Origin of the sequence: Nocardioides terrae (assembly GCF_900112345.1) — a bacterium.
GTDB lineage: Bacteria > Actinomycetota > Actinomycetes > Propionibacteriales > Nocardioidaceae > Nocardioides > Nocardioides terrae.
This window is the reverse complement of record NZ_FOLB01000005.1, coordinates 83,433-101,878: the sequence shown is the minus strand read 5'-3', so window position 1 is coordinate 101,878 and position 18,446 is coordinate 83,433. Positions and strand designations below refer to the sequence as shown.

The window sequence follows — 18,446 nt, the reverse complement described above, 5'->3', positions numbered from 1 at the left end:
GGTTAGGGTTCGGGAGTGGCTGCCCCAGAGTCCGACGCCTCCGCTGTCGACGCGCTCCTCGCGGCCGCCGTCGAGGCGCTCGGCGGCAGCGAGCGGACCGGCCAGATCCGGATGGCCGAGGCGGTCGGCCAGGCGCTGGCCGACCAGGACCACCTCCTCGTCCAGGCCGGGACGGGGACGGGGAAGTCGCTGGCCTACCTCGTGCCCAGCCTGCTCCATGACCAGCGCGTCGTCGTGGCCACGGCCACCCTCGCGCTGCAGCACCAGCTCGTCGAGCGGGACATCCCCCGGCTGGTCGAGGCGGTCAAGGGCCGCGGGCTCGACACCAGCTTCGCGGTCCTCAAGGGTCGGTCCAACTACGCCTGCCTGCACCGCATCCGCGAGGGCGTGCCCGACGACCAGGGCACGCTGCAGATCGACGTGCCGCGAGGCGAGATGGCGACCAAGGTGCTCGAGCTGCGCGCCTGGGCCGAGGAGCAGGCCCAGGACGACGGAACGGGTGAGCGCGACTTCGCTCCCCGTCACACCGACCGCGAGTGGCGCCAGGTCAGCGTCACCCACCGTGACTGCCTGGGCGCGGCGAAGTGCCCGTTCGGCCAGGAGTGCTTCGCCGAGCGAGCCCGCGAGAAGGCGCAGAAGAGCCACCTGATCGTCACCAACCACTCCCTCCTCGCGATCGACGCGATCGAGGGCATCCCGATGATCCCCGACTACGACGCCGTGGTCATCGACGAGGCCCACGAGCTCGTCGCCCGCGTGACCCAGGCGGCGACCGACGAGCTCAACTCCTTCGACGTCGAGCGGGCCGCCCGTCGGAGCCGGCGCTACGTCGAGGGCGACGAGGCCGAGGACCTCGCCGACGCCGCCGACACGCTCAAGGTCGCCATGATCGAGGCAAGCCCTGGCCGCTTCGAGACGCTGCCGGCCGACCTCCACGACGCCCTGGTGCTGGTCCGTGACGCGGCCAGGGCCGCTCTGTCGGCGTACCCGAAGAAACAGGGTGGCAAGGACGACAACGCCGATGCGGGCCTCCAGCAGGCCAAGGGCTCGGTTCAGGACGTCTTCGCGATCGCCGAGCGGATGGCGGCCAACACCGAGCACGACGTGCTGTGGATGTCCGAGGGCGGTGACCGGGCGCCGAGCCGGCTCCACGTCGCGCCGCTGCAGGTCTGGGGGCCGATGCGGGACAAGCTGCTCGCCGAGAAGACGGTCGTCTTCACCAGCGCCACGCTCAAGCTCGGTGGTGACTTCGACGCCGTCGCCGGCAGCCTCGGCCTCAAGCCGGGGGAGCGGGACGCCGAGGAGCGCACCGAGGAGGTCCTGCCGTGGCGGGGTCTCGACGTCGGCAGCCCGTTCGACTACGCCAAGCAGGGGATCCTCTACGTCGCGCGCCACCTGCCCCCGCCCGGCCGGGACGGCCTCGGACCGGCGCAGTTCGACGAGATCGTCGAGCTCATCGACGCCGCCGACGGCCGCACGCTGGGTCTCTTCAGCTCGCGCCGCGCCGCCGAGGCCGCCGCCGAGGTCGTCCGCCAGCGGCTTCCGCACCTCACCACCCTGGCTCAAGGTGACGCGCAGCTGCCCGAGCTGGCCGCGCAGTTCGTCAACGATCCCCACACGGTCCTCTTCGGGACGCTGAGCCTATGGCAGGGGCTGGACGTGCCCGGCGACACCTGCCAGCTCGTCCTCATCGACCGGATCCCGTTCCCGCGGCCCGACGACCCGCTGATGAGTGCCCGCCAGCGCGCCGCCGACAAGGCCGGCGGCAACGGCTTCATGCAGGTGGCGGCCACCCACGCGGCGCTGCTGCTGGCACAGGGCACCGGCCGCCTCATCCGTACGACGACCGACCGGGGCGTCGTGGCGGTGCTGGATCCCCGGCTGGCGACCGCGCGCTACGGCGGGTTCCTCAAGGCGAGCCTGCCGCCGATGTGGCCGACCACCGACCCCGGGATCGTGCGGCAGGCGCTGAAGCGGTTGAGCGAGACGGCTGGCGCGGGCTAGCTCGCCCTCGCGGTGAACCTCTCGGTGACGTGGTCGCGCCGCGAGACGCCGCCGCACGAGAAGCCACTCACGTCGTTGGAGCAGTGCTTGTAGCGCCGGTTGGCGTTGGCGAGCACGAGCTCGACGCGGGAGACGTGCCGCGAGTCGAACGGGACCCGGACCTTGCCCTTGCCGCTCCTGCGGAGCGGGACCGTCTTGGTGGTGAGGCGGCCGTTGCGGAAGAAGACCAGCGCGACCGCCGCCGAGCCCGACCTCCGGTTGGCCATGTCGACCGCGAGGGTCAGCCTGGTGTGCTTCCTGAGGTGCTTCGGCACGAAGCGGACCGTCGCCGAGGCGAGGTGGTTGACCCGGTAGCGCCCCGCGGTGCCGCGGTTGCTCGGGCGGAGCCGGGCGGTCCGGCGCGGGCGCCCCGTCGGGTAGTGGTTGACCCGACCCTCGGCGTAGGCCGTCGCGGGGTGACGGTTGGCGGCGACGTACCTGCCGAACATCTTGCGGAAGTCCACGTGCTGCTCGGCCAGCGCCGCGGCGACGGCCTGGATCGAGTAGTAGTCCGGGCCGCTCACGCTGTCGGCGTACTGCCACATCCGGCGGACCAGGACGGGCAGCAGGCCCTGCCGGGCGGGGAGCCGCTCGGTGAGGTACTCGAAGAACAGCCAGTCGCCGTAGTGCAGGAAGCCGCCCGCTGCGTTGTAGTTGTCGAGGGAGGCGCCCGGGTAGCGCAGCTGGCTGCGGGCGAGGTACTGCACGTTGTCGTTGATCGAGTCGAAGACCTGGTCCTCGGCCCACGTGGCGGTCGCCTCCATGAACCAGCGGTCCTCGAGGTAGTCGTAGGCGAACTGGACGGCGTGGAAGTACTCGTGCGCCGCCGTCACCTTCAGGTCCTGTTCGGACGTGCGTGCCGTCGGGAAGTCACTCTTGCTGTAGTCGTTGTCGAGGACGCAGAACGCCGGCAGGTCCGAGGAGCGACCCGGGACGGACTCGTGGAAGACGAAGTGGCCGGAGCTGGTCACGTCCACCGTGCAGTAGCCGTACTTCCTCTCGGCGCCGACGTCCCGCAGGTAGATGTCGGTCTGGCCGCTGCCACCGAGGGTGGCGTCGGTCCGGGGGTATCGGTAGCCGGCGTTGTAGTACGCGCGCGAGACATTCACCATCGTGGCCAGCACGCTGTCCGGCGCTGGCGTCGGCGAGGAAAGGTCACCGTAGGCGAAGCTGTCGGCGGTGGCGTCCCGGCCGGCGGAGGGTGACGACGTCCAGTGGACGCAGATGTTGTCGAGGCACCTTCGGGTGACCGGTGTCGTGTAGGTCGGCCTCTGGAACTGCTCGTATGCCGAGGGCCGATCCGTCCGCGGGAGCGCGCTCATCCGCAGCGACAGGTCACGCAACGCGAGGGTGGTGTTCTTGCTCGCGTCCGACGCGATCGCGGGGTGGGGCTCGTCGAGGGACGGCGGAGCCGCGAGGTCCTTGACCTCGGCGAGTGACTCCTGCGCCTCGACGCGGGTGGCGGGGGCGGTCAGGCCGCCCTCGGCTGCTTGTTCGGCCTCATCCTCGGTCTGGCCGACTGCATGGGCGACGGTGCCGCTGACGTCGTCGCCGACCGCGTCGCCGGTGTCGTCGCTGGTATCGGTGTTGCCTGCAGCACTCGGGTCGGCGGACGGATCCGCCCCCGCGCTGGACCTCGCGGAAGGGGCGTCCTCAGCTGCCCGAGCCGGACTCAGCACCCCGAGCGAGAGCCCCGTCATCAGCAGGACGGACAGGGCCGAGCGGCGCAGGCGCATGAGGTCTCCGAGACGCAGGTGAGATCGGGCGAGCCTCGACTATAGGCGTGAAGGGAGCCACGGCCACACATCCGACCAGAACCACCAGCCAGCCGCAGATGACGTCGAGCATCCAGTGGTTGCCGGTGCCGACGATCACCACGGCGGTGATCAGCGCGTGGGCCACGCCCAGCGTTCGGAGCACCCGGCTCCTGGTCACCTGGTAGGTCGCAATCGCCACCCACAGCGCCCAGCCGGCGTGCAGCGACGGGAAGGCCGCCAGCTCGTTGGTGAGCTGGCCCATGCCGCGCGGCGCCGAGGCGTCAGCACCCCACCACCCCTGCGCCGAGTGCAGGTTGAGCACGTCGGTGAACCCGTCGACGAAGCGCGGGGGAGCGGTCGGCAGGAGCAGGTAGAGCCCGAGTGCGAGCAGGGTGGAGACCAGCAGTGCCCGACGCATCATGATGTAGTCGCTGCGGTGGAAGCGGTAGAGCCACACCAGCACGACGAGCGTGACGATGTAGTGGGCGACGGAGTACCAGTAGGAGCCGAACAGGCCCACCATGTCGTGGCGGACGAAGAACGAGTTGATCGCGTGCTCCCAGTCGAGGCCGACGTACCGCTCCAGCCTGGACAACTCCTTGGCGCGTGCCATGGCCGCTGAGAGGTCGTTGGACGCCAGCAGCCGGGAGAGCGAGTAGGCGGTCCAGAGGACCCCGATCAGGAAGATCTCGAGGAGACCGGCGTAGAGGCCGGCACGGCGCGCGAGCAGCACGCGAAGCAGCCGCCGATCCATCCGATCACCCCTCATCACCACGCCGACACCCGATCGGTTCGTCCGTCAGATTAGCGCCCGTCGCGCCCTGACTTCCTCTCAGTTACCGCACACCAGGGAGCAGCCAGGGCCTTCCCTGATACGTGCACCTGGCAACAAGACACCTCCGGCCCCGTCGCTGTGACGGGGCCGGAGGTGGAGGCGGACGATCGTCGCCGCGGTGGGTCAGAGGCTGCGAAGCACCGCTGTGACCTTGCCGAGGATCGTGGCGTGGGTGCCGTCGATCGGCTCGTAGGCAGGGTTGTGCGGCATCAGCCAGACCTGGCCGTCCTTCTTCTTGTAGGTCTTGACCGTCGCCTCGCCGTCGATCATCGCCGCCACGATCTCGCCGTTCTCGGCGTTCGGCTGCTGGCGTACGACGACGAAGTCGCCGCTGCAGATGGCCGCATCGATCATCGAGTCACCCGAGACCTCGAGGAGGTAGAGCGTCCCGTCGCCGACCAGCTCCTTGGGCAGCGGGAAGACGGCCTCGGTGTGCTGCTCGGCCAGGATCGGGCCGCCGGCCGCGATCCGGCCGATGAGCGGGACGTACTGCGCCGGGGGAGTGGCGTCGCCGATGCCGGTCTCGTCGAACGTGGTCTCCTCCGCGGCGCCGATCGACCTACGGGCCGCGAGGACCTCCGGCAGGAAGACCTCGAGCGCACGAGGACGGTGCGGGTCGCGCTTGAGGAAACCCTTCTCCTCCAGCACCCGTAGCTGGTGGGCGACGCTGCTGGTGCTGGTCAGGCCGACCGCAGCGCCGATCTCGCGCATGCTCGGCGGGTATCCGCGCTGTTCGATGCAGTCCTTGAGGTGGGCGAGGATCCGCTGCTGCCGCGGAGTCAGGCCGGTCGCGTCGGGCGGGCCGTCCGGCAACTCGCTCACCGGGCGCCCCGACGCCGCGGCCTGCTTCCTGCCCCGGCCGGGGGTCTGGGTGCTCATGGGCCCACGGTAGACCCTGGTCTGGTCGCACTTCAAACATCTGTTCGAACCTGCGTGTCTCGAAAAAATGTTCGAGTCAGCCCTTGATTCCGTTCGAACAGGTGATCTAGTCTCGATCATGTGTTCGATCGAACAGGTGGTCGATCGGCTGGCCGACCAGAACTGTCGGTGCTCGCCGATAGACATCGTCCGACGGACCCGACCAAGCCCTACTTCCCCAGGAGCTGACCATGAGCACGATGATCCTCACCCCCACCCGCGTGATGACCCCGCGTCGCCCGGCGGCGCGCCGGTCGACGGTCCGGCTGACCCGTCGTGGTCGTGTCGTCGTCTTCCTGGTCGGTCTCGCCGTGGCGCTCGTGGCGGGGTTCGTGCTGGCCAACGGGTCCACTGCCACGGAGCACCCCGAGTCGACGACCGTCATCCAGGTCGGTCCCGGCGAGACGCTCTGGGACATCGCGCAGAGTGTGGCCGTCAAGGGCCACACGGCGGACATGGTCGACCACATCCAGGACCTCAACGGTCTCTCCGGGGGCGCCCTGCAGGCCGGCCAGGACCTCCGCGTCCCGGTGGCGCAGTGACGCATCGATGACCACCCGCACGACCGACGCGGGGACAACTGAATAGGTGCGACTTCCGCCGGCTGCCTCGACCCCAGCCGGTGGGATCGACGGGGAAGGAGGGGCGGAGCCGCTGGGAAGACGGCTCCGCCCCTTCACCGTTCCTGACGCACTTTCAGGCGCCGCCCCACCCTTTTGGGTGATCCCGGAACGGGCCCCGCCCACCCCCAGGGGTCATTTAGCCCCTCGCCACGATTGGAAGCGGTTCTCGCGGGCCATGCTGAGATCATGACCGCCAACCCCACATGGCAGGGTCTCCGCGAGGAGCTTCCGCGCGACCAGCGCCAGCAAGAGACTGCACGACTGTTCACTGAAGCTCACCAGGCCACCGGTCCCGAGCGCGATGTGCTGCTCAACCAGGTCGTCCTGGTCAACACGGGTGTCGCCCGATCGCTCGCGCGTCGCTACGCGCGTCGTGGCGTGCCGCTCGAAGACCTCGAGCAGGTCGCCTACACGGCACTCGTGCGCGCGGCGCACAAGTTCGACCCGACGGTGGCCGCCGACTTCCTCACCTATGCCGTTCCGACGATCCGCGGCGAGATCAAGCGTTGGTTCCGCGACCACGGCTGGATGGTGCGGCCCCCGCGCTCGCTGCAGGAGTTGCAGTCCGCGGCGATGCAGGTTCGGGAGGAGGCGTCGGCCCATGGTGACGAGCTGCGCTCCGCGCAGATCGCCGCAGTGCTCGGCGTCTCCGAGCGCGAGGTCGACGAGGCGCTGTCGATCCGCGGCTGCTTCACGCCGGCCTCGCTGGACGCCCCGACCGACGCCGTCGAGGAGGGCGCAAGCCTGAGCGACCTGCTGCCGACGTACGACGACGACCTGGCCGCGATCGAGGTGCGGCTGATGCTCGAGCAGGCGGTCGCCAACCTCACGCCGCGCGAGCGCCTGATCGTGCGGCTCCGGTTCAACGAGGAGATGAGCCAGAAGGAGATCGGCGAGGTCATCGGTGTGACGCAGATGCAGGTCTCCCGGCTGCTGAGCAAGGTCCTCCGCCGGCTGCGGGAGCTGCTCCAGGACGACCCGATGGCCCGCGGCGAGGGCTGGGAGTTCTGACGACGTAGGCAGGGCGCCGGACCGACGGCGCGGTGGGCCACGGCCTGCCGCGCCGTCGTCGCGTCTGCGGGTCAGCGAGCCGCGCGCTTGCCTCCGGGGCTGCGCGGGGCCGGCGTCGGCTCGGCCTCTGGCGCCATCCCGAGGGTTCGGACGAGTCGGGCGACGAGCATGAGCCCGACGAAGAGGCAGGCGACGGCGCCGACCCCGGCCAGGCCGAGGAACCACCACGAGCGACTGTCGCCGTCGCGCGCGCTGGACCCGAAGTCGATCGCCGCCCAGACGAGGTAGCCCCACGCTGCGACAGCCAGGGTGATCCCGAGCGCGTGCACGAGCACGGCCGAGCGGGGCGCCCGTTGCTGCGTCTGCGCCGCTCGCTTCCCCCGGTGCCCGCTCACGCCGACATTGTCGCCGATGACCGGGCCGGATCCGGGTCGAATCACCGGATCGCACCCGTCCCGTGCGCAACTTCCCGGCCGTTCGGGCGACGACACGCCGACCGCTTGACACGCCTTGCGAGGGCAGGGCTAGGGTTCCACTACATCTAGTAGTTACACGCATGTAGTTCTCCACATCTAGTGCACAGAGCGAGGCGTGTACTGCACAGCCCCAGGCGGGTTTCCCACACCGTCTCCACAGCTTCATCCCCAGCGACGCCCCGAGAGGAGGACCACGATGCACTGCCCCTACTGCCGGCACACCGACACCAAGGTCCTCGACTCGCGGGTCGCGGAGGACGGCGGCTCGATCCGGCGCCGGCGCCAGTGCCAGGGCTGCGAGAAGCGCTTCACCACGGTGGAGCTCATGCAGCTGACGGTCCTCAAGCGCTCGGGCGCGACCGAGCCGTTCACGCGCGACAAGGCGATCGCCGGCGTCCGGAAGGCCTGCAAGGGCCGGCCGGTCACCGAGGACCAGCTGCAGTGCCTCGGCCAGGAGGTCGAGGACACGCTGCGCACGAGCGGGTATGCAGAGGTGCCCGCGCACGAGGTCGGCATGGCGATCCTCGGGCCGCTCAAACGGCTGGACGAGGTCGCCTACCTCCGGTTCGCGAGCGTCTACCGGCAGTTCGAGAGCGCCGACGACTTCGAGGACGAGATCGCGATGCTGCGTCACGACCGGGGCGACGAGCCGACCGCGGACGACGAAGCAGGCATCACGTCGCTGGTCGACGAGGTCGCGCTGCGACCGTCGCGAGACCTGCTCACCTCAGCCCCACCGGGCTGACCACAAGCGGCCCGGGCAGGCCGTGGGGAAGCGACCTGCCCGGGCCATCACAAGCGCGAACAGCGGCATACCGGCGGCCGCCGCGGTGTTGTACCGGAGTCCGACTCTTCGAGGTGCAGCACTGTCGGTGGTCACCGGCAGACTTCCCAATCAGAAGATCACGACAACCTCACAGACGGGGACGAGGAATGACCGAGACGGTGAGCGGTGCGCCCAGCAAGGGTGCGACCGGGCGGGGGCTCCACATCGAGCGGGTGTTCAGCACCGAGGGTGTGCACCCCTACGACGAGATCACCTGGGAGCGACGCGACGTCGTCCAGACCAACTGGAAGACCGGTGAGACCGTCTTCGAGCAGCGTGGGGTCGAGTTCCCCGACTTCTGGTCGGTGAACGCCTCCACGATCGTGACCACGAAGTATTTCCGCGGCGCCGTCGGCAGTGAGGTGCGCGAGCAGAGCCTCAAGCAGCTCATCGACCGCGTGGTGAAGACCTACACCAAGGCCGGCGTCGAGCACGGCTACTTCTCGGCCGCGGCCGACGCCGAGACGTTCGAGCAGGAGCTCACCTGGCTGCTCGTGCACCAGTACTTCTCCTTCAACAGCCCGGTCTGGTTCAACGTCGGCACCGAAGCCCCCCAGCAGGTCTCCGCCTGCTTCATCCTCTCGGTCGACGACTCGATGGACTCGATCCTCAACTGGTACAAGGAGGAGGGCTTCATCTTCAAGGGCGGCTCCGGTGCCGGCCTCAACCTCTCCCGCATCCGCTCCTCCAAGGAGCTCCTCTCCAGCGGCGGCACCGCGTCCGGGCCCGTCTCGTTCATGCGCGGCGCCGACGCCTCCGCCGGGACGATCAAGTCCGGTGGCGCCACCCGTCGTGCCGCCAAGATGGTCGTGCTCGACGTCGACCACCCCGACATCGTCGAGTTCGTCGAGACGAAGGCGCGCGAGGAGGACAAGATCCGCGCGCTGCGTGACGCCGGCTTCGACATGGACCTGGGCGGCAAGGACATCACGTCCGTGCAGTACCAGAACGCCAACAACTCCGTCCGCGTCACCGACGAGTTCATGCGCGCGGTCGAGAAGGGCGACAAGTTCGCTCTGCGTGGCCGCAAGCACGGCGAGGTGATCGAGGAGATCGACGCCCGCGAGCTCTTCCACAAGATCGCCGTGGCGGCCTGGCAGTGCGCCGACCCGGGCCTGCAGTACGACGACACGATCAACGACTGGCACACCAACCCCGAGACCGGCCGGATCACCGCGTCCAACCCGTGCTCGGAATACATGTCGCTCGACAACTCCTCGTGCAACCTGGCCTCGCTCAACCTGCTCAAGTTCCTGAGCGACGACAACACCTTCGACGTCGTCCGCTTCCAGCAGGCCTGCGAGCTGGTCTTCACCGCGATGGACATCTCGATCTCCTTCGCCGACTTCCCGACCGAGGCCATCGGCCAGACCACGCGTGACTACCGCCAGCTCGGCATCGGCTACGCCAACCTCGGCGCCCTGCTGATGGCCCTCGGCCTCGGCTACGACACCGACGGTGGCCGCACCCTCGCCGCCGCCATCACCTCCTTGATGACCGGTGCGGGCTACAAGCGCTCCGCCGAGCTCGCCGCGGTGGTCGGCCCCTACGCCGGCTACGCCCGCAACGCCGAGGCGCACCAGCGCGTCATGCGCAAGCACCAGGCCGCCTCCGACGACCTGCGCTCGATCAACTCGGTCGACAGCCCCGTCATCAAGGCCGCCGCCAAGGCGTGGGGCGACGTGGTGGAGACCGGCAAGGTCAACGGCTTTCGCAACGCCCAGGCCTCGCTGCTCGCGCCGACCGGCACGATCGGCTTCATGATGGACTGCGACACCACCGGCATCGAGCCCGACTTCTCGCTGGTCAAGTTCAAGAAGCTCGTCGGCGGTGGCTCGCTGCAGATCGTCAACCTGACCATCCCGCGGGCGCTGAAGAAGCTCGGCTACCAGCCCGAGCAGATCGAGGCGATCGTCGACTACATCGCCGAGAACGGCCACGTCGTCGACGCGCCCGGCCTGAAGACCGAGCACTACGAGGTCTTCGACACCGCCATGGGCAAGCGCTCCCTGGCGCCGATGGGCCACGTGCGGATGATGGCGGCGGTCCAGCCGTTCCTGTCCGGCGCGATCTCCAAGACCGTCAACCTGCCCGAGTCGGCCACCGTCGAGGAGATCGAGCAGGTCTACCTGGACTCGTGGAAGCTCGGCCTGAAGGCCACCGCCGTCTACCGCGACAATTGCAAGGTCGGTCAGCCGCTCTCCGACGGCAAGGGCGACAACAAGGGCAAGGACTCCAACGTCACCGCCCCGGTCGGCGAGGTCGCCACCAAGGTCGTGGAGAAGGTCGTCTACGCCCCGACCCGCAAGCGTCTCCCCAAGTCGCGGGTCTCCCGCACCACCTCCTTCACGGTCGGTGGCGCCGAGGGCTACATGACGTCGGGTGCCCACGACGACGGCCAGCTGGGCGAGGTCTTCCTCAAGCTCGGCAAGCAGGGCTCGACCCTGGCCGGCGTCATGGACGCCTTCTCGATCGCGGTGTCGATCGGCCTGCAGTACGGCGTCCCGCTGGAGACCTACGTCTCGAAGTTCACCAACCTGCGCTTCGAGCCGGCCGGTCTCACCGACGACCCCGACGTCCGGATGAGCCAGTCGATCATGGACTACATCTTCCGGCGCCTGGCGCTCGACTACCTGGCGTTCGACCAGCGCGCCGCCCTCGGCATCTACACCGCCGAGGAGCGCCAGCGCTACCTCGAGACCGGCTCCTACGAGCCCGTCGCGGAGGAGACGGGCTCGGCCGCCGAGCTCATGGCGGCCCCCGAGGCCGACGTCGAGGCCGGTCGGGCGGCGAGCGAGGTCGTGACCAAGGACGAGCCGGTCGAGGCCGAGGTCGTCGAGGACGCCCCCAAGGCCGAGGCCAAGTCTGCCCACACGACCGCCGAGCTCCTCGAGCTCATCAGCGGCACCGCGGTCGACAGCCCGCTCTGCTTCACCTGCGGCACGAAGATGCGCCCCGCCGGGTCGTGCTACGTCTGCGAGGGCTGCGGCAGCACCAGCGGCTGCAGCTGATCGCTAGTCGTATCTGACCCAACGAGAGGGACCGGACCCATGAGGGTTCCGGTCCCTCTCGCGTCTTCCGGCCGATGCTCAGACGGCGGGGCTGGCCCACGCCACGTCTCCGTCACCTCGCGCACCAACTGCTGCCGACAGCCGGATCCGACGGTGTCCGATCTGGCATCTGTCAGCGGTTGCTGTGCGGCGACGCCGCTCGACCCGCCTGCGGGTCGCCAGGACACCGAGAGCCGTTGCTTCGTCACTCGGGTCCGATGTGATCCCATGGAGCAAGGCGCTGCCGTAGGGTCTGCCGGGGCGCCGATGCACATCCCGCGGACGTGCTGCGACGACGAGGAGCTCCCTGCGTGACGTTCGACCTCTCCCAGACCGTGCCGCTGTCGACCGCGATGCGCGAGGGCTCCCGGGAGGACCACGAAGCGGCGGAGGGTTCGGCGTTCTTCGCCAGCCTGATGGCCGGGCGCATCGACGAGGCGGCCTACACGACCTATCTCGGTCGCCTCTGGCACGTCTACGCCGCGCTGGAGGCCGGCGTACGACGCCACCGGCACGACCCGCTGGTCGCCGCGGTGCACGACCCCGCGCTGGAACGTCTGGCCGTGCTCGAGGCGGACCTGGGCGCCTGGGCCGGGCGCATTGATGCCTCGCCCACGCCGCCGGAGCCGACACCGGCCGTGGCGGCGTACGTCCATCGGATCTCCCAGGCCGGGTCGTGGGGCGGGCTGCTGGTCGCGCACCACTACACCCGCTACCTCGGCGACCTCTTCGGCGGCCAGGTCATCGGCCGTCTTCTGCAGCGGCAGGTCGGCCTGGCCGGTGCTGGTGTCGAGTTCTACGACTTCACGGGGGTTCCGCGTCCCAAGCCCTACCGTGATGCCTATCGAGCGCGTCTGGATGCCCTCGACCTCGGCGACAAGGAGCGCGAGGCGGTCGTCGACGAGGTGAGGACGGCGTTCCGGCTCAACCGCGCGTTGCTGGCCGAGCTGGAGGTGCTGCCCCGTGCCCTTCCCCGCTGACTCGCCCGATGCGCTGCTCGCGCGACACGACGCGTGCCTGTTCCCGCTCTCGAGGAGAGTCGCGTGAGCCAGCCCGGCGCGACCGGCCACACCCCGGCCTACGCACCCGTCGACCTCGACACCTGCGAGGCGGAGCCGATCCACATCCCCGGTGCGATCCAGCCGCACGGCGTGCTCGTCGCGCTCGACGACGACCTCCGGGTCGTGATGGCCTCGACGAACGTCGGGGAGCAGCTCGGCATCCCGGTCGAGGAGTCGATCGGCCGACCGTTCGCGGAGCTCGTCGGCACCGGGGTGAGCGAGGCCGTCGCCGAGCGAGCCGCTCTGGAGCTGACCGGCGAGCCGCTGGTCCTGCCGCTGTCGGACATCCCGCCCTCGGCCGGCTTCGCCGACATCACCGCCGACGTACGGCTGCACCGCTCCGGCAGCCGGCTGGTCGTCGAGCTGGAGCCGCTCGGCCGCATCTCGACGTTCCCGTTGACCTACCAGTCGACCCGTGCAGCGATGGCACGCCTGGCGACGGCCGGCTCGGTGGCCGAGCTCGCCGACCAGCTGGCCAAGGAGATCCGGACCGTGCTCGGCTTCGACCGGGTCATGGTCTACCGCTTCGACGAGGACTGGAACGGCGAGGTGATCGCCGAGGACAGGCGGTCCGACCTCAACTCGTTCGCCGGTCTGCACTATCCGGCGTCGGACATCCCCGCGCAGGCACGCCGGCTGTACACGATCAACTGGACGCGCCTGATCGCCGACGTGCACTACGAGCCGGTCGCGCTGCACCCCGTCCTCGACCCGGAGACGGATGCCCCGCTCGACCTGTCCTTCTCCACCCTGCGCAGCGTGTCCCCGATCCACGTCGAGTACCTCGGCAACATGGGCGTCGGAGCCTCGATGTCGCTGTCCCTGGTCCGCGACGACGAGCTGTGGGGGCTGGTGGCCTGCCACCACTACTCCGGACCACACCGTCCCAGCCACGACGCCCGCGCCGCCGCCGAGTTCCTCGGCCAGGTGGCGTCCCAGCTCTTCTCGGAGCGGGTGACCTCCGACGCGCGCGAGGCTCGGCTGGCGACCCAGATGATGGTCGGGTCGGTGAGCCGCCGGCTCACGGCCACGACCGACCACCCGCTCCAGGCCGTCCTGGCCGACCCCGCCCTGCTCGAGCTCGTCGGCGCGACCGGAGCGGCGAGCTTCTCCGAAGGTGTGGTCCGCACCTGCGGTGACGTCCCCGACGACGCGACGCTGCGTCGGATCTCCACCGCGTTGAGCGGTGCGGAGGCGGGCGTGACCAGGACGGACCGTCTCGGGGACCTCCTTCCCGACCTCGCCGGCGTGGCGCACGTCGCGGCCGGGGCCCTGCGGATCGCACTCGCGACGGACCGCTGGCTGCTGTGGCTGCGACCCGAGCTGCCGCAGGTCGTGGACTGGGGTGGCGACCCGACCAACAAGCTGCTGGCGGCGACCGAGAACGGGAGCGTCCGGCTGAGCCCGCGCAAGTCGTTCGAGAAGTGGCGCCAGCTCGTCCGGGGACGCAGCGATGCGTGGCAGCCGTGGGAGGTCGAGGCGGCCGAAGACCTCGGGAAGTCCATCACCGGCCTGCTCCTCGCGCGGTCGCAGGAGCAGGTCGCCGTGGCGGAGTCCCTGCGGCGCAGCGTGGTCCTCGACCAGGTCCCGCGCTTCGCCGGCCTCGACCTCGCCGCTAGCTACCGGCCGGCGTCGACGTACCAGCTCGGCGGTGACTGGTGGGACAGCTTCGAGCTCGACAACGGTCGCGTCGCCATCGTGGTCGGCGATGCCGCCGGGCACGGGGTGAGCGCGGTGTCGGCGATGACCCAGATGCGCACGGCTGTGCGCGCCTACCTCCTCGAAGGTCACCCGCCCGCCGCGTGCCTCGACCGGCTCGACCACATCAGCTCGACGCTCTTCGCCCACGTCGCGACGGCCGTGGTGGCGATCGCCGACCCCGCGACGCGCACCCTGGAGATCGCCAACGCCGGCCACCCCCAGCCGCTCATCGTGACGCCCGGCGGAGCTCCGTCGTCGCGCGAGGCGGACGTCCCCGTCCGTCCGTTGCTCGGCGTCGACTTCGGGCGGGCGACGACCCTGAGTGTCCCGCTGCCCCCGGGCGCGGCGATGCTGCTCTACACCGACGGCCTGATCGAGCGCCGCGGCACCGACCTCGCCGACCAGGCCCGCCGCTTCAGCGCCCACGCGGGGCACACCTACGGGCCGGACCTCGACGCGTGGTTAAGGGGCCTCATGGAGTTCAGCGACACCCAGACCGGCGACGACGACACCACGCTCCTCGCGCTGCGGTTCTCCTGAGCATCTGCCGCACCGGGCTGAGTCACGGGATCCTCCGGATCGGGACGAAGGTCCCCTTTCCTCCGGAACCGACGCCGCCGGCCAGCTCGGCTCTTTACGTTGACGCCAACCCGTCTCGAGGAGGAACCGCCATGAAGGCCTTTCGTGTGATCGCCGCCGTCGCAGTCGTCGGTGGGCTGGTGTCGATGAACGCGCCGGCCGAGGCGAAGCCCACGTGGACCCAGAACTGCACGGCGCTGAACAAGAAGTTCCCGCACGGCGTGGGCAAGGCCAAGGCACACGACCACGTCAGCAGCGGCACGCCGGTCACGAGCTTCAAGCGCTCGGACAAGCTCTTCAACCAGGCGATGCGCTACAACAAGGGCCTCGACCGCGACCACGACAAGATCGCTTGCGAGAAGGACTGATCCGACCGATGCCGCGAGCCATCTCACTGGGCGCGGCGGCGATGCTCGCGGGCGCCATGCTCCTCGGCCTGCCCGCGGCCGCAGACGCCGCGTCGCACAAGGCCGCCCCCAGGACCGCCGGCAGCGCCATCGAGGGCGAGCGCTTCACCGCGTAGCTGGAGTCGATCACACCAGACCCCGTGGCGCGGTTGGTACGCCATCGGCGCCGGCGACTCGCGTTACACGCTCGGCCGCAACTGCAACAGGTTCAAGGGGTACGTCGGCCTCACTGATCGTTCGGCCGACGGGTCGAGTGGTGTCGTGACGCTGTCGGTCGTCACGCCGGCGAACACGCTGCAGCCGGTCTGGCAGAGCCCGGCCTTGCGCCCGGGATCGGTGGTTCCGGTCGACCTCCCGCTCACCTCGCCCTACCGGTTCGCGATCGCCGGGCAGAACACGAGCCCGCCGCTGGACGACAGGGGGGCGCTGCCTGCCGCCTATCCGGCCATCGGCGACGCCCAGTTCCTCTGCCACTTCGCGCAGTAGAGCGGTTCGGTCGGGCCGACCGGGTGCGTGGTCGGCGTTGGGAGTCACCAAACTCGACTAACTGCTGGCAGATGCCAGATCGGCGCGTGTGGATCTGGCATCTGCCGGCAGTTGGTGGTGGGGCGCAGGGCATCGGTGTTGTCGCTATCGACCGGTCGCCAGCACTGTCGGTGCCGGATCCTAGGGTTCTGCCATGGACCTCGACGCCGCCCGGGAGCTCGCTCGTGAGCTGATGGACGAGCACGGGCTGCGCGGCTGGCGCCTGGAGCTCGACCGGGCGAAGCGCCGGGCCGGGATCTGCCGGCACCACCAGCAGGTCATCGGGCTCTCAGGGCCGATCACCCGGCTGCACCCCGAGGCCGAGGTCCGCGACACGATCCTGCACGAGATCGCGCATGCGCTGGCCGGCCCGCGTGCGGGACACGGCCCGGCGTGGGTCGCGGTCGCGCGGAGGATCGGCTGCTCGGCGGAGCGGTGCGTCCCGGTCGATGCGCCGGCGGTCCCGGGCGCCTGGGTCGGCATCTGCCCGCAGGGGCACACCGCCGACCGTCACCGTCGGCCGGAGCGGGTCCTGCTGTGCGCGGTCTGCCGCCGCCGGCCGACCCAGGAGCGCATCTTCGAGTGGCTCCACCACGGCCGGGCCGCCGCGATGCACCCCAACTACGTGCACGAGCTGCAGGCGCTGCTCGAGGGTCGCCGCCTGGTCCGGCTCGGGCCAGGCTGCCGAGCGCGGATCACCGTGCCCGGCCGGTTCCACGGCCGGGTCGGCACGGTCGTGAGGAGCGGTCGGACGAAGGTCGCCGTGCGGGTCAAGGAGGGCGTCCTCGAAGTGGCGCACGCCGGGGTCGAACCGGCCTAGCAGACGCCGAGCATCTCCTCGAGCGCCCGCCGCTCACTCGCATCCACGCCGAGGTCCCAGCGCGCCTTGGTGGCGATCCAGCGGGCGGCGTACTCGCACTGGAAGGCCTGGCGAGGCCGCCATGCCGCCGGATCGTCGTCGCTCTTGCTCGCGTTGGTCGGCCCGTCGACGGCGAGCAGCTCGCCGAGGTCGGTGGCGAACCCCTTGCGTCGTTCGGCGGGCCAGGCCGAAGCACCCGAGAGCCAGGCCTCGGCGAGGGGTACGACGTGGTCGATCTGGATCGCCTGCGCCTGGTGGAGGTCCTTGAGGTCGGTGAAGGTCAGCGTCCGGCCGGTGTAGGGATCGATCCACGTCCCGGCCACCACATCGTGGTCGCAGCGCCCCTGCTGCCGGGTGGTGGCGGTCCCGGCCACGGCATCGCGGAGGAGCACGTCGTCGCGCTGGTTGCAGCCGTTGTGGTCGGTGTCGGCCCAGGCCTCGCCGAACGCGTCCCGGTCGTACACCGGCCCGCCCGGGTGTCGCTCGACCGCCCGCAGCCCCGCGAGCTGCGCCCGCGCGCCCGCCGTCGCGACCGGGGAGACCGCCGGCGTCGGCGTCGCCGACCCGGCCGACCCGTGGCCCGCCCTGGCCTGGGCCCCGCAACCGGTCAGCGCCAGCAACGCGGCGGCAGCCGCGATCCTCACCGACCGCACAGGGCCACGATGGCCGACGGCACCGACAGTCCTCACCGACGGGCTCTCACAGATGGGCGCGGAGGAACTCCACGACGTCCCGCAGCGCCTCCTTGGCGACGGGGACGACGCCGGGCAGCGAGAGGAACCCGTGGATGCCCGGCCCGTAGTCGCGCAGGTCGACCGGCGACCCGGCCGCGCGCAGGACCGACGCGTAGCGCGGCCCGTGGTCGCGCAGGGGGTCGTGGAACGCGGTGACGATGAGGGCGGGCGGCAGGCCGGCGTGCGACGCGGCGCGCACCGGGGAGGCCTGCCAGTCCTCCGCGCCGTAGGACGCGCCCATGTAGTGGTGCCCGAAGCGGCGCATCCCGACCGACGTGAGGACCGGGGCGTCGGCGTTGGCGTCCTCGGAGGGGTAGCGGTCATACATCTCGACGGCGGGGTAGAGGAGCACCTGCGCACGCAGGGCCGGGGCACCACAGTCGCGGGCCATGAGCGCGGTGACCGCGGCCAGGTTGCCGCCCGCGCTGTCGCCCATGACGGCGATCCGGGCAGGGTCCCCGCAGAGCGAGACGGCGTTCGACGTCACCCACTGCAGCACCGCCCAGGCGTCGTCGACGGCGGCGGGGTAGGGGTGCTCGGGCGCGAGGCGGTAGGTCGGCGAGACGACGATCGCGCCCACCTGCGCGGCGACGTGCGAGGCGAGCCACGCCGACTGCTCCGGCGTACCCAGGCACCAGCCGCCGCCGTGGAAGTTCACCACCACGGGGAGCGGGCCGGCGGGCGCCGACGAGGGTCGGTGGACGTGCAGCCGCGACCCGCCCTCGATCGTGACGTCCTCGATGGTGACGGCCGCGGACGGGCGCCCGAAGACCAGCTGCCCGACCGGGGTACGCCGCAGGCGCTCGCGCCGCACGCGCAGCCCCGCCATCTGCTCCGCGGTCGCCGGCTCGGAGTCGAGCAGCTTGAGGATCGCGGCGAAAGCGCGGGTGCGCGGGGCTAGTCGGTTCGTCACGGCGCACAGCCTGCCGCATGGCCCGGCAAGACATCGGACCTAGTCCGAAGTGACGACTTTGCGGCGAAGGTCTGACAGCCCGGACCCGTCCGGCATAACGTCGGAGCTCACGCGGAAGCAGGGAAGCA

At 70.6% G+C, this 18,446-nt stretch carries 16 protein-coding genes and 1 pseudogene; 11 read left to right on the top strand and 6 right to left on the bottom strand.

All coding sequences use genetic code 11. The features are described from left to right. Positions 1-15: 15 nt before the first annotated feature. Positions 16-2,004, top strand: coding sequence for an ATP-dependent DNA helicase (locus BM236_RS08440; protein WP_175507613.1), 1,989 nt, complete (start codon positions 16-18; stop codon positions 2,002-2,004). On the opposite strand, the gene BM236_RS08435 is transcribed toward BM236_RS08440, so the two are convergent. From BM236_RS08435 to lexA, 3 genes are all read right to left on the bottom strand, one after another. Continuing rightward, positions 2,001-3,779, bottom strand: coding sequence for an MXAN_6640 family putative metalloprotease (locus tag BM236_RS08435; protein ID WP_139230062.1), 1,779 nt, complete (start codon positions 3,777-3,779; stop codon positions 2,001-2,003). The genes BM236_RS08440 and BM236_RS08435 overlap by 4 nt on opposite strands. After that, positions 3,697-4,554 carry a phosphatase PAP2 family protein gene (locus BM236_RS08430; RefSeq protein WP_245750216.1) on the bottom strand — a complete coding sequence of 286 codons (858 nt, stop codon included), beginning with the start codon at positions 4,552-4,554 and terminating at the stop codon, positions 3,697-3,699. The genes BM236_RS08435 and BM236_RS08430 overlap by 83 nt, the downstream gene beginning before the upstream one ends. Positions 4,555-4,758: 204 nt before the next feature. Beyond that, positions 4,759-5,514 carry a transcriptional repressor LexA gene (lexA, locus tag BM236_RS08425; protein WP_091122459.1) on the bottom strand — a complete coding sequence of 252 codons (756 nt, stop codon included), beginning with the start codon at positions 5,512-5,514 and terminating at the stop codon, positions 4,759-4,761. A gap of 230 nt (positions 5,515-5,744) precedes the next feature. On the opposite strand from lexA, the gene BM236_RS08420 reads away from it, so the two are divergent. Then, positions 5,745-6,095, top strand: coding sequence for a LysM peptidoglycan-binding domain-containing protein (locus tag BM236_RS08420; protein ID WP_091122456.1), 351 nt, complete (start codon positions 5,745-5,747; stop codon positions 6,093-6,095). 267 nt (positions 6,096-6,362) lie between these two features. After that, a complete protein-coding gene (locus BM236_RS08415; RefSeq protein ID WP_091122455.1) occupies positions 6,363-7,187 on the top strand; it encodes a sigma-70 family RNA polymerase sigma factor in 825 nt (274 codons plus the stop codon). A gap of 71 nt (positions 7,188-7,258) precedes the next feature. On the opposite strand, the gene BM236_RS08410 is transcribed toward BM236_RS08415, so the two are convergent. After that, entirely contained in the window at positions 7,259-7,582 is a 324-nt protein-coding gene (locus BM236_RS08410) for a hypothetical protein (RefSeq protein ID WP_139230061.1), read from the bottom strand. A 277-nt stretch (positions 7,583-7,859) separates the two neighbouring features. On the opposite strand from BM236_RS08410, the gene nrdR reads away from it, so the two are divergent. From nrdR to BM236_RS08375, 8 genes and pseudogenes are all read left to right on the top strand, one after another. Then, positions 7,860-8,408, top strand: a complete 549-nt coding sequence (nrdR, locus tag BM236_RS08405; protein WP_245750215.1) for a transcriptional regulator NrdR — start codon at positions 7,860-7,862, stop codon at positions 8,406-8,408. A 188-nt stretch (positions 8,409-8,596) separates the two neighbouring features. Further along, the gene (locus BM236_RS08400; RefSeq protein WP_091122452.1) at positions 8,597-11,500 is read left to right on the top strand and encodes a vitamin B12-dependent ribonucleotide reductase; all 2,904 of its coding nucleotides are present in this window, start codon (positions 8,597-8,599) and stop codon (positions 11,498-11,500) included. A gap of 350 nt (positions 11,501-11,850) precedes the next feature. After that, positions 11,851-12,519: a biliverdin-producing heme oxygenase gene (locus BM236_RS08395; RefSeq protein WP_245750214.1), complete on the top strand. Its 669-nt coding sequence runs from the start codon at positions 11,851-11,853 to the stop codon at positions 12,517-12,519. Between the two features lie 63 nt (positions 12,520-12,582). Beyond that, positions 12,583-14,841, top strand: coding sequence for a SpoIIE family protein phosphatase (locus BM236_RS08390; protein ID WP_175507612.1), 2,259 nt, complete (start codon positions 12,583-12,585; stop codon positions 14,839-14,841). 131 nt (positions 14,842-14,972) lie between these two features. Then, positions 14,973-15,248 (top strand): excalibur calcium-binding domain-containing protein, encoded by a 276-nt coding sequence (locus BM236_RS08385; protein WP_091122447.1) that lies wholly within the window; start codon positions 14,973-14,975, stop codon positions 15,246-15,248. 8 nt (positions 15,249-15,256) lie between these two features. After that, positions 15,257-15,403, top strand: coding sequence for a hypothetical protein (locus BM236_RS18945; RefSeq protein WP_175507611.1), 147 nt, complete (start codon positions 15,257-15,259; stop codon positions 15,401-15,403). A gap of 31 nt (positions 15,404-15,434) precedes the next feature. Further along, positions 15,435-15,773, top strand: a pseudogene (locus BM236_RS08380) (NPCBM/NEW2 domain-containing protein); the annotation flags it as partial. A gap of 193 nt (positions 15,774-15,966) precedes the next feature. After that, the gene (locus BM236_RS08375) at positions 15,967-16,632 is read left to right on the top strand and encodes a SprT-like domain-containing protein (protein ID WP_091122443.1); all 666 of its coding nucleotides are present in this window, start codon (positions 15,967-15,969) and stop codon (positions 16,630-16,632) included. Here the strand turns inward: BM236_RS08375 and BM236_RS18940 are convergent. Beyond that, the gene (locus tag BM236_RS18940; RefSeq protein ID WP_175507610.1) at positions 16,629-17,324 is read right to left on the bottom strand and encodes an HNH endonuclease family protein; all 696 of its coding nucleotides are present in this window, start codon (positions 17,322-17,324) and stop codon (positions 16,629-16,631) included. The genes BM236_RS08375 and BM236_RS18940 overlap by 4 nt on opposite strands. A gap of 46 nt (positions 17,325-17,370) precedes the next feature. Then, a complete protein-coding gene (locus BM236_RS08365) occupies positions 17,371-18,318 on the bottom strand; it encodes an alpha/beta hydrolase (protein ID WP_091122439.1) in 948 nt (315 codons plus the stop codon). Between the last annotated feature and the right edge of the window lie 128 nt (positions 18,319-18,446).

What these genes read in the sequence shown, in the direction of transcription:
- BM236_RS08435 (WP_139230062.1), bottom strand. Translation starts at nt 3,779, where the DNA reads ATGCGCCTGCGCCGCTCGGCCCTGTCCGTCCTGCTGATGACGGGGCTC.
- BM236_RS08375 (WP_091122443.1), top strand. Translation starts at nt 15,967, where the DNA reads ATGGACCTCGACGCCGCCCGGGAGCTCGCTCGTGAGCTGATGGACGAG.
- lexA (WP_091122459.1), bottom strand. Translation starts at nt 5,514, where the DNA reads ATGAGCACCCAGACCCCCGGCCGGGGCAGGAAGCAGGCCGCGGCGTCG.
- nrdR (WP_245750215.1), top strand. Translation starts at nt 7,860, where the DNA reads ATGCACTGCCCCTACTGCCGGCACACCGACACCAAGGTCCTCGACTCG.
- BM236_RS08415 (WP_091122455.1), top strand. Translation starts at nt 6,363, where the DNA reads ATGACCGCCAACCCCACATGGCAGGGTCTCCGCGAGGAGCTTCCGCGC.
- BM236_RS08385 (WP_091122447.1), top strand. Translation starts at nt 14,973, where the DNA reads ATGAAGGCCTTTCGTGTGATCGCCGCCGTCGCAGTCGTCGGTGGGCTG.
- BM236_RS08420 (WP_091122456.1), top strand. Translation starts at nt 5,745, where the DNA reads ATGAGCACGATGATCCTCACCCCCACCCGCGTGATGACCCCGCGTCGC.
- BM236_RS18945 (WP_175507611.1), top strand. Translation starts at nt 15,257, where the DNA reads ATGCCGCGAGCCATCTCACTGGGCGCGGCGGCGATGCTCGCGGGCGCC.
- BM236_RS08430 (WP_245750216.1), bottom strand. Translation starts at nt 4,554, where the DNA reads ATGGATCGGCGGCTGCTTCGCGTGCTGCTCGCGCGCCGTGCCGGCCTC.
- BM236_RS08400 (WP_091122452.1), top strand. Translation starts at nt 8,597, where the DNA reads ATGACCGAGACGGTGAGCGGTGCGCCCAGCAAGGGTGCGACCGGGCGG.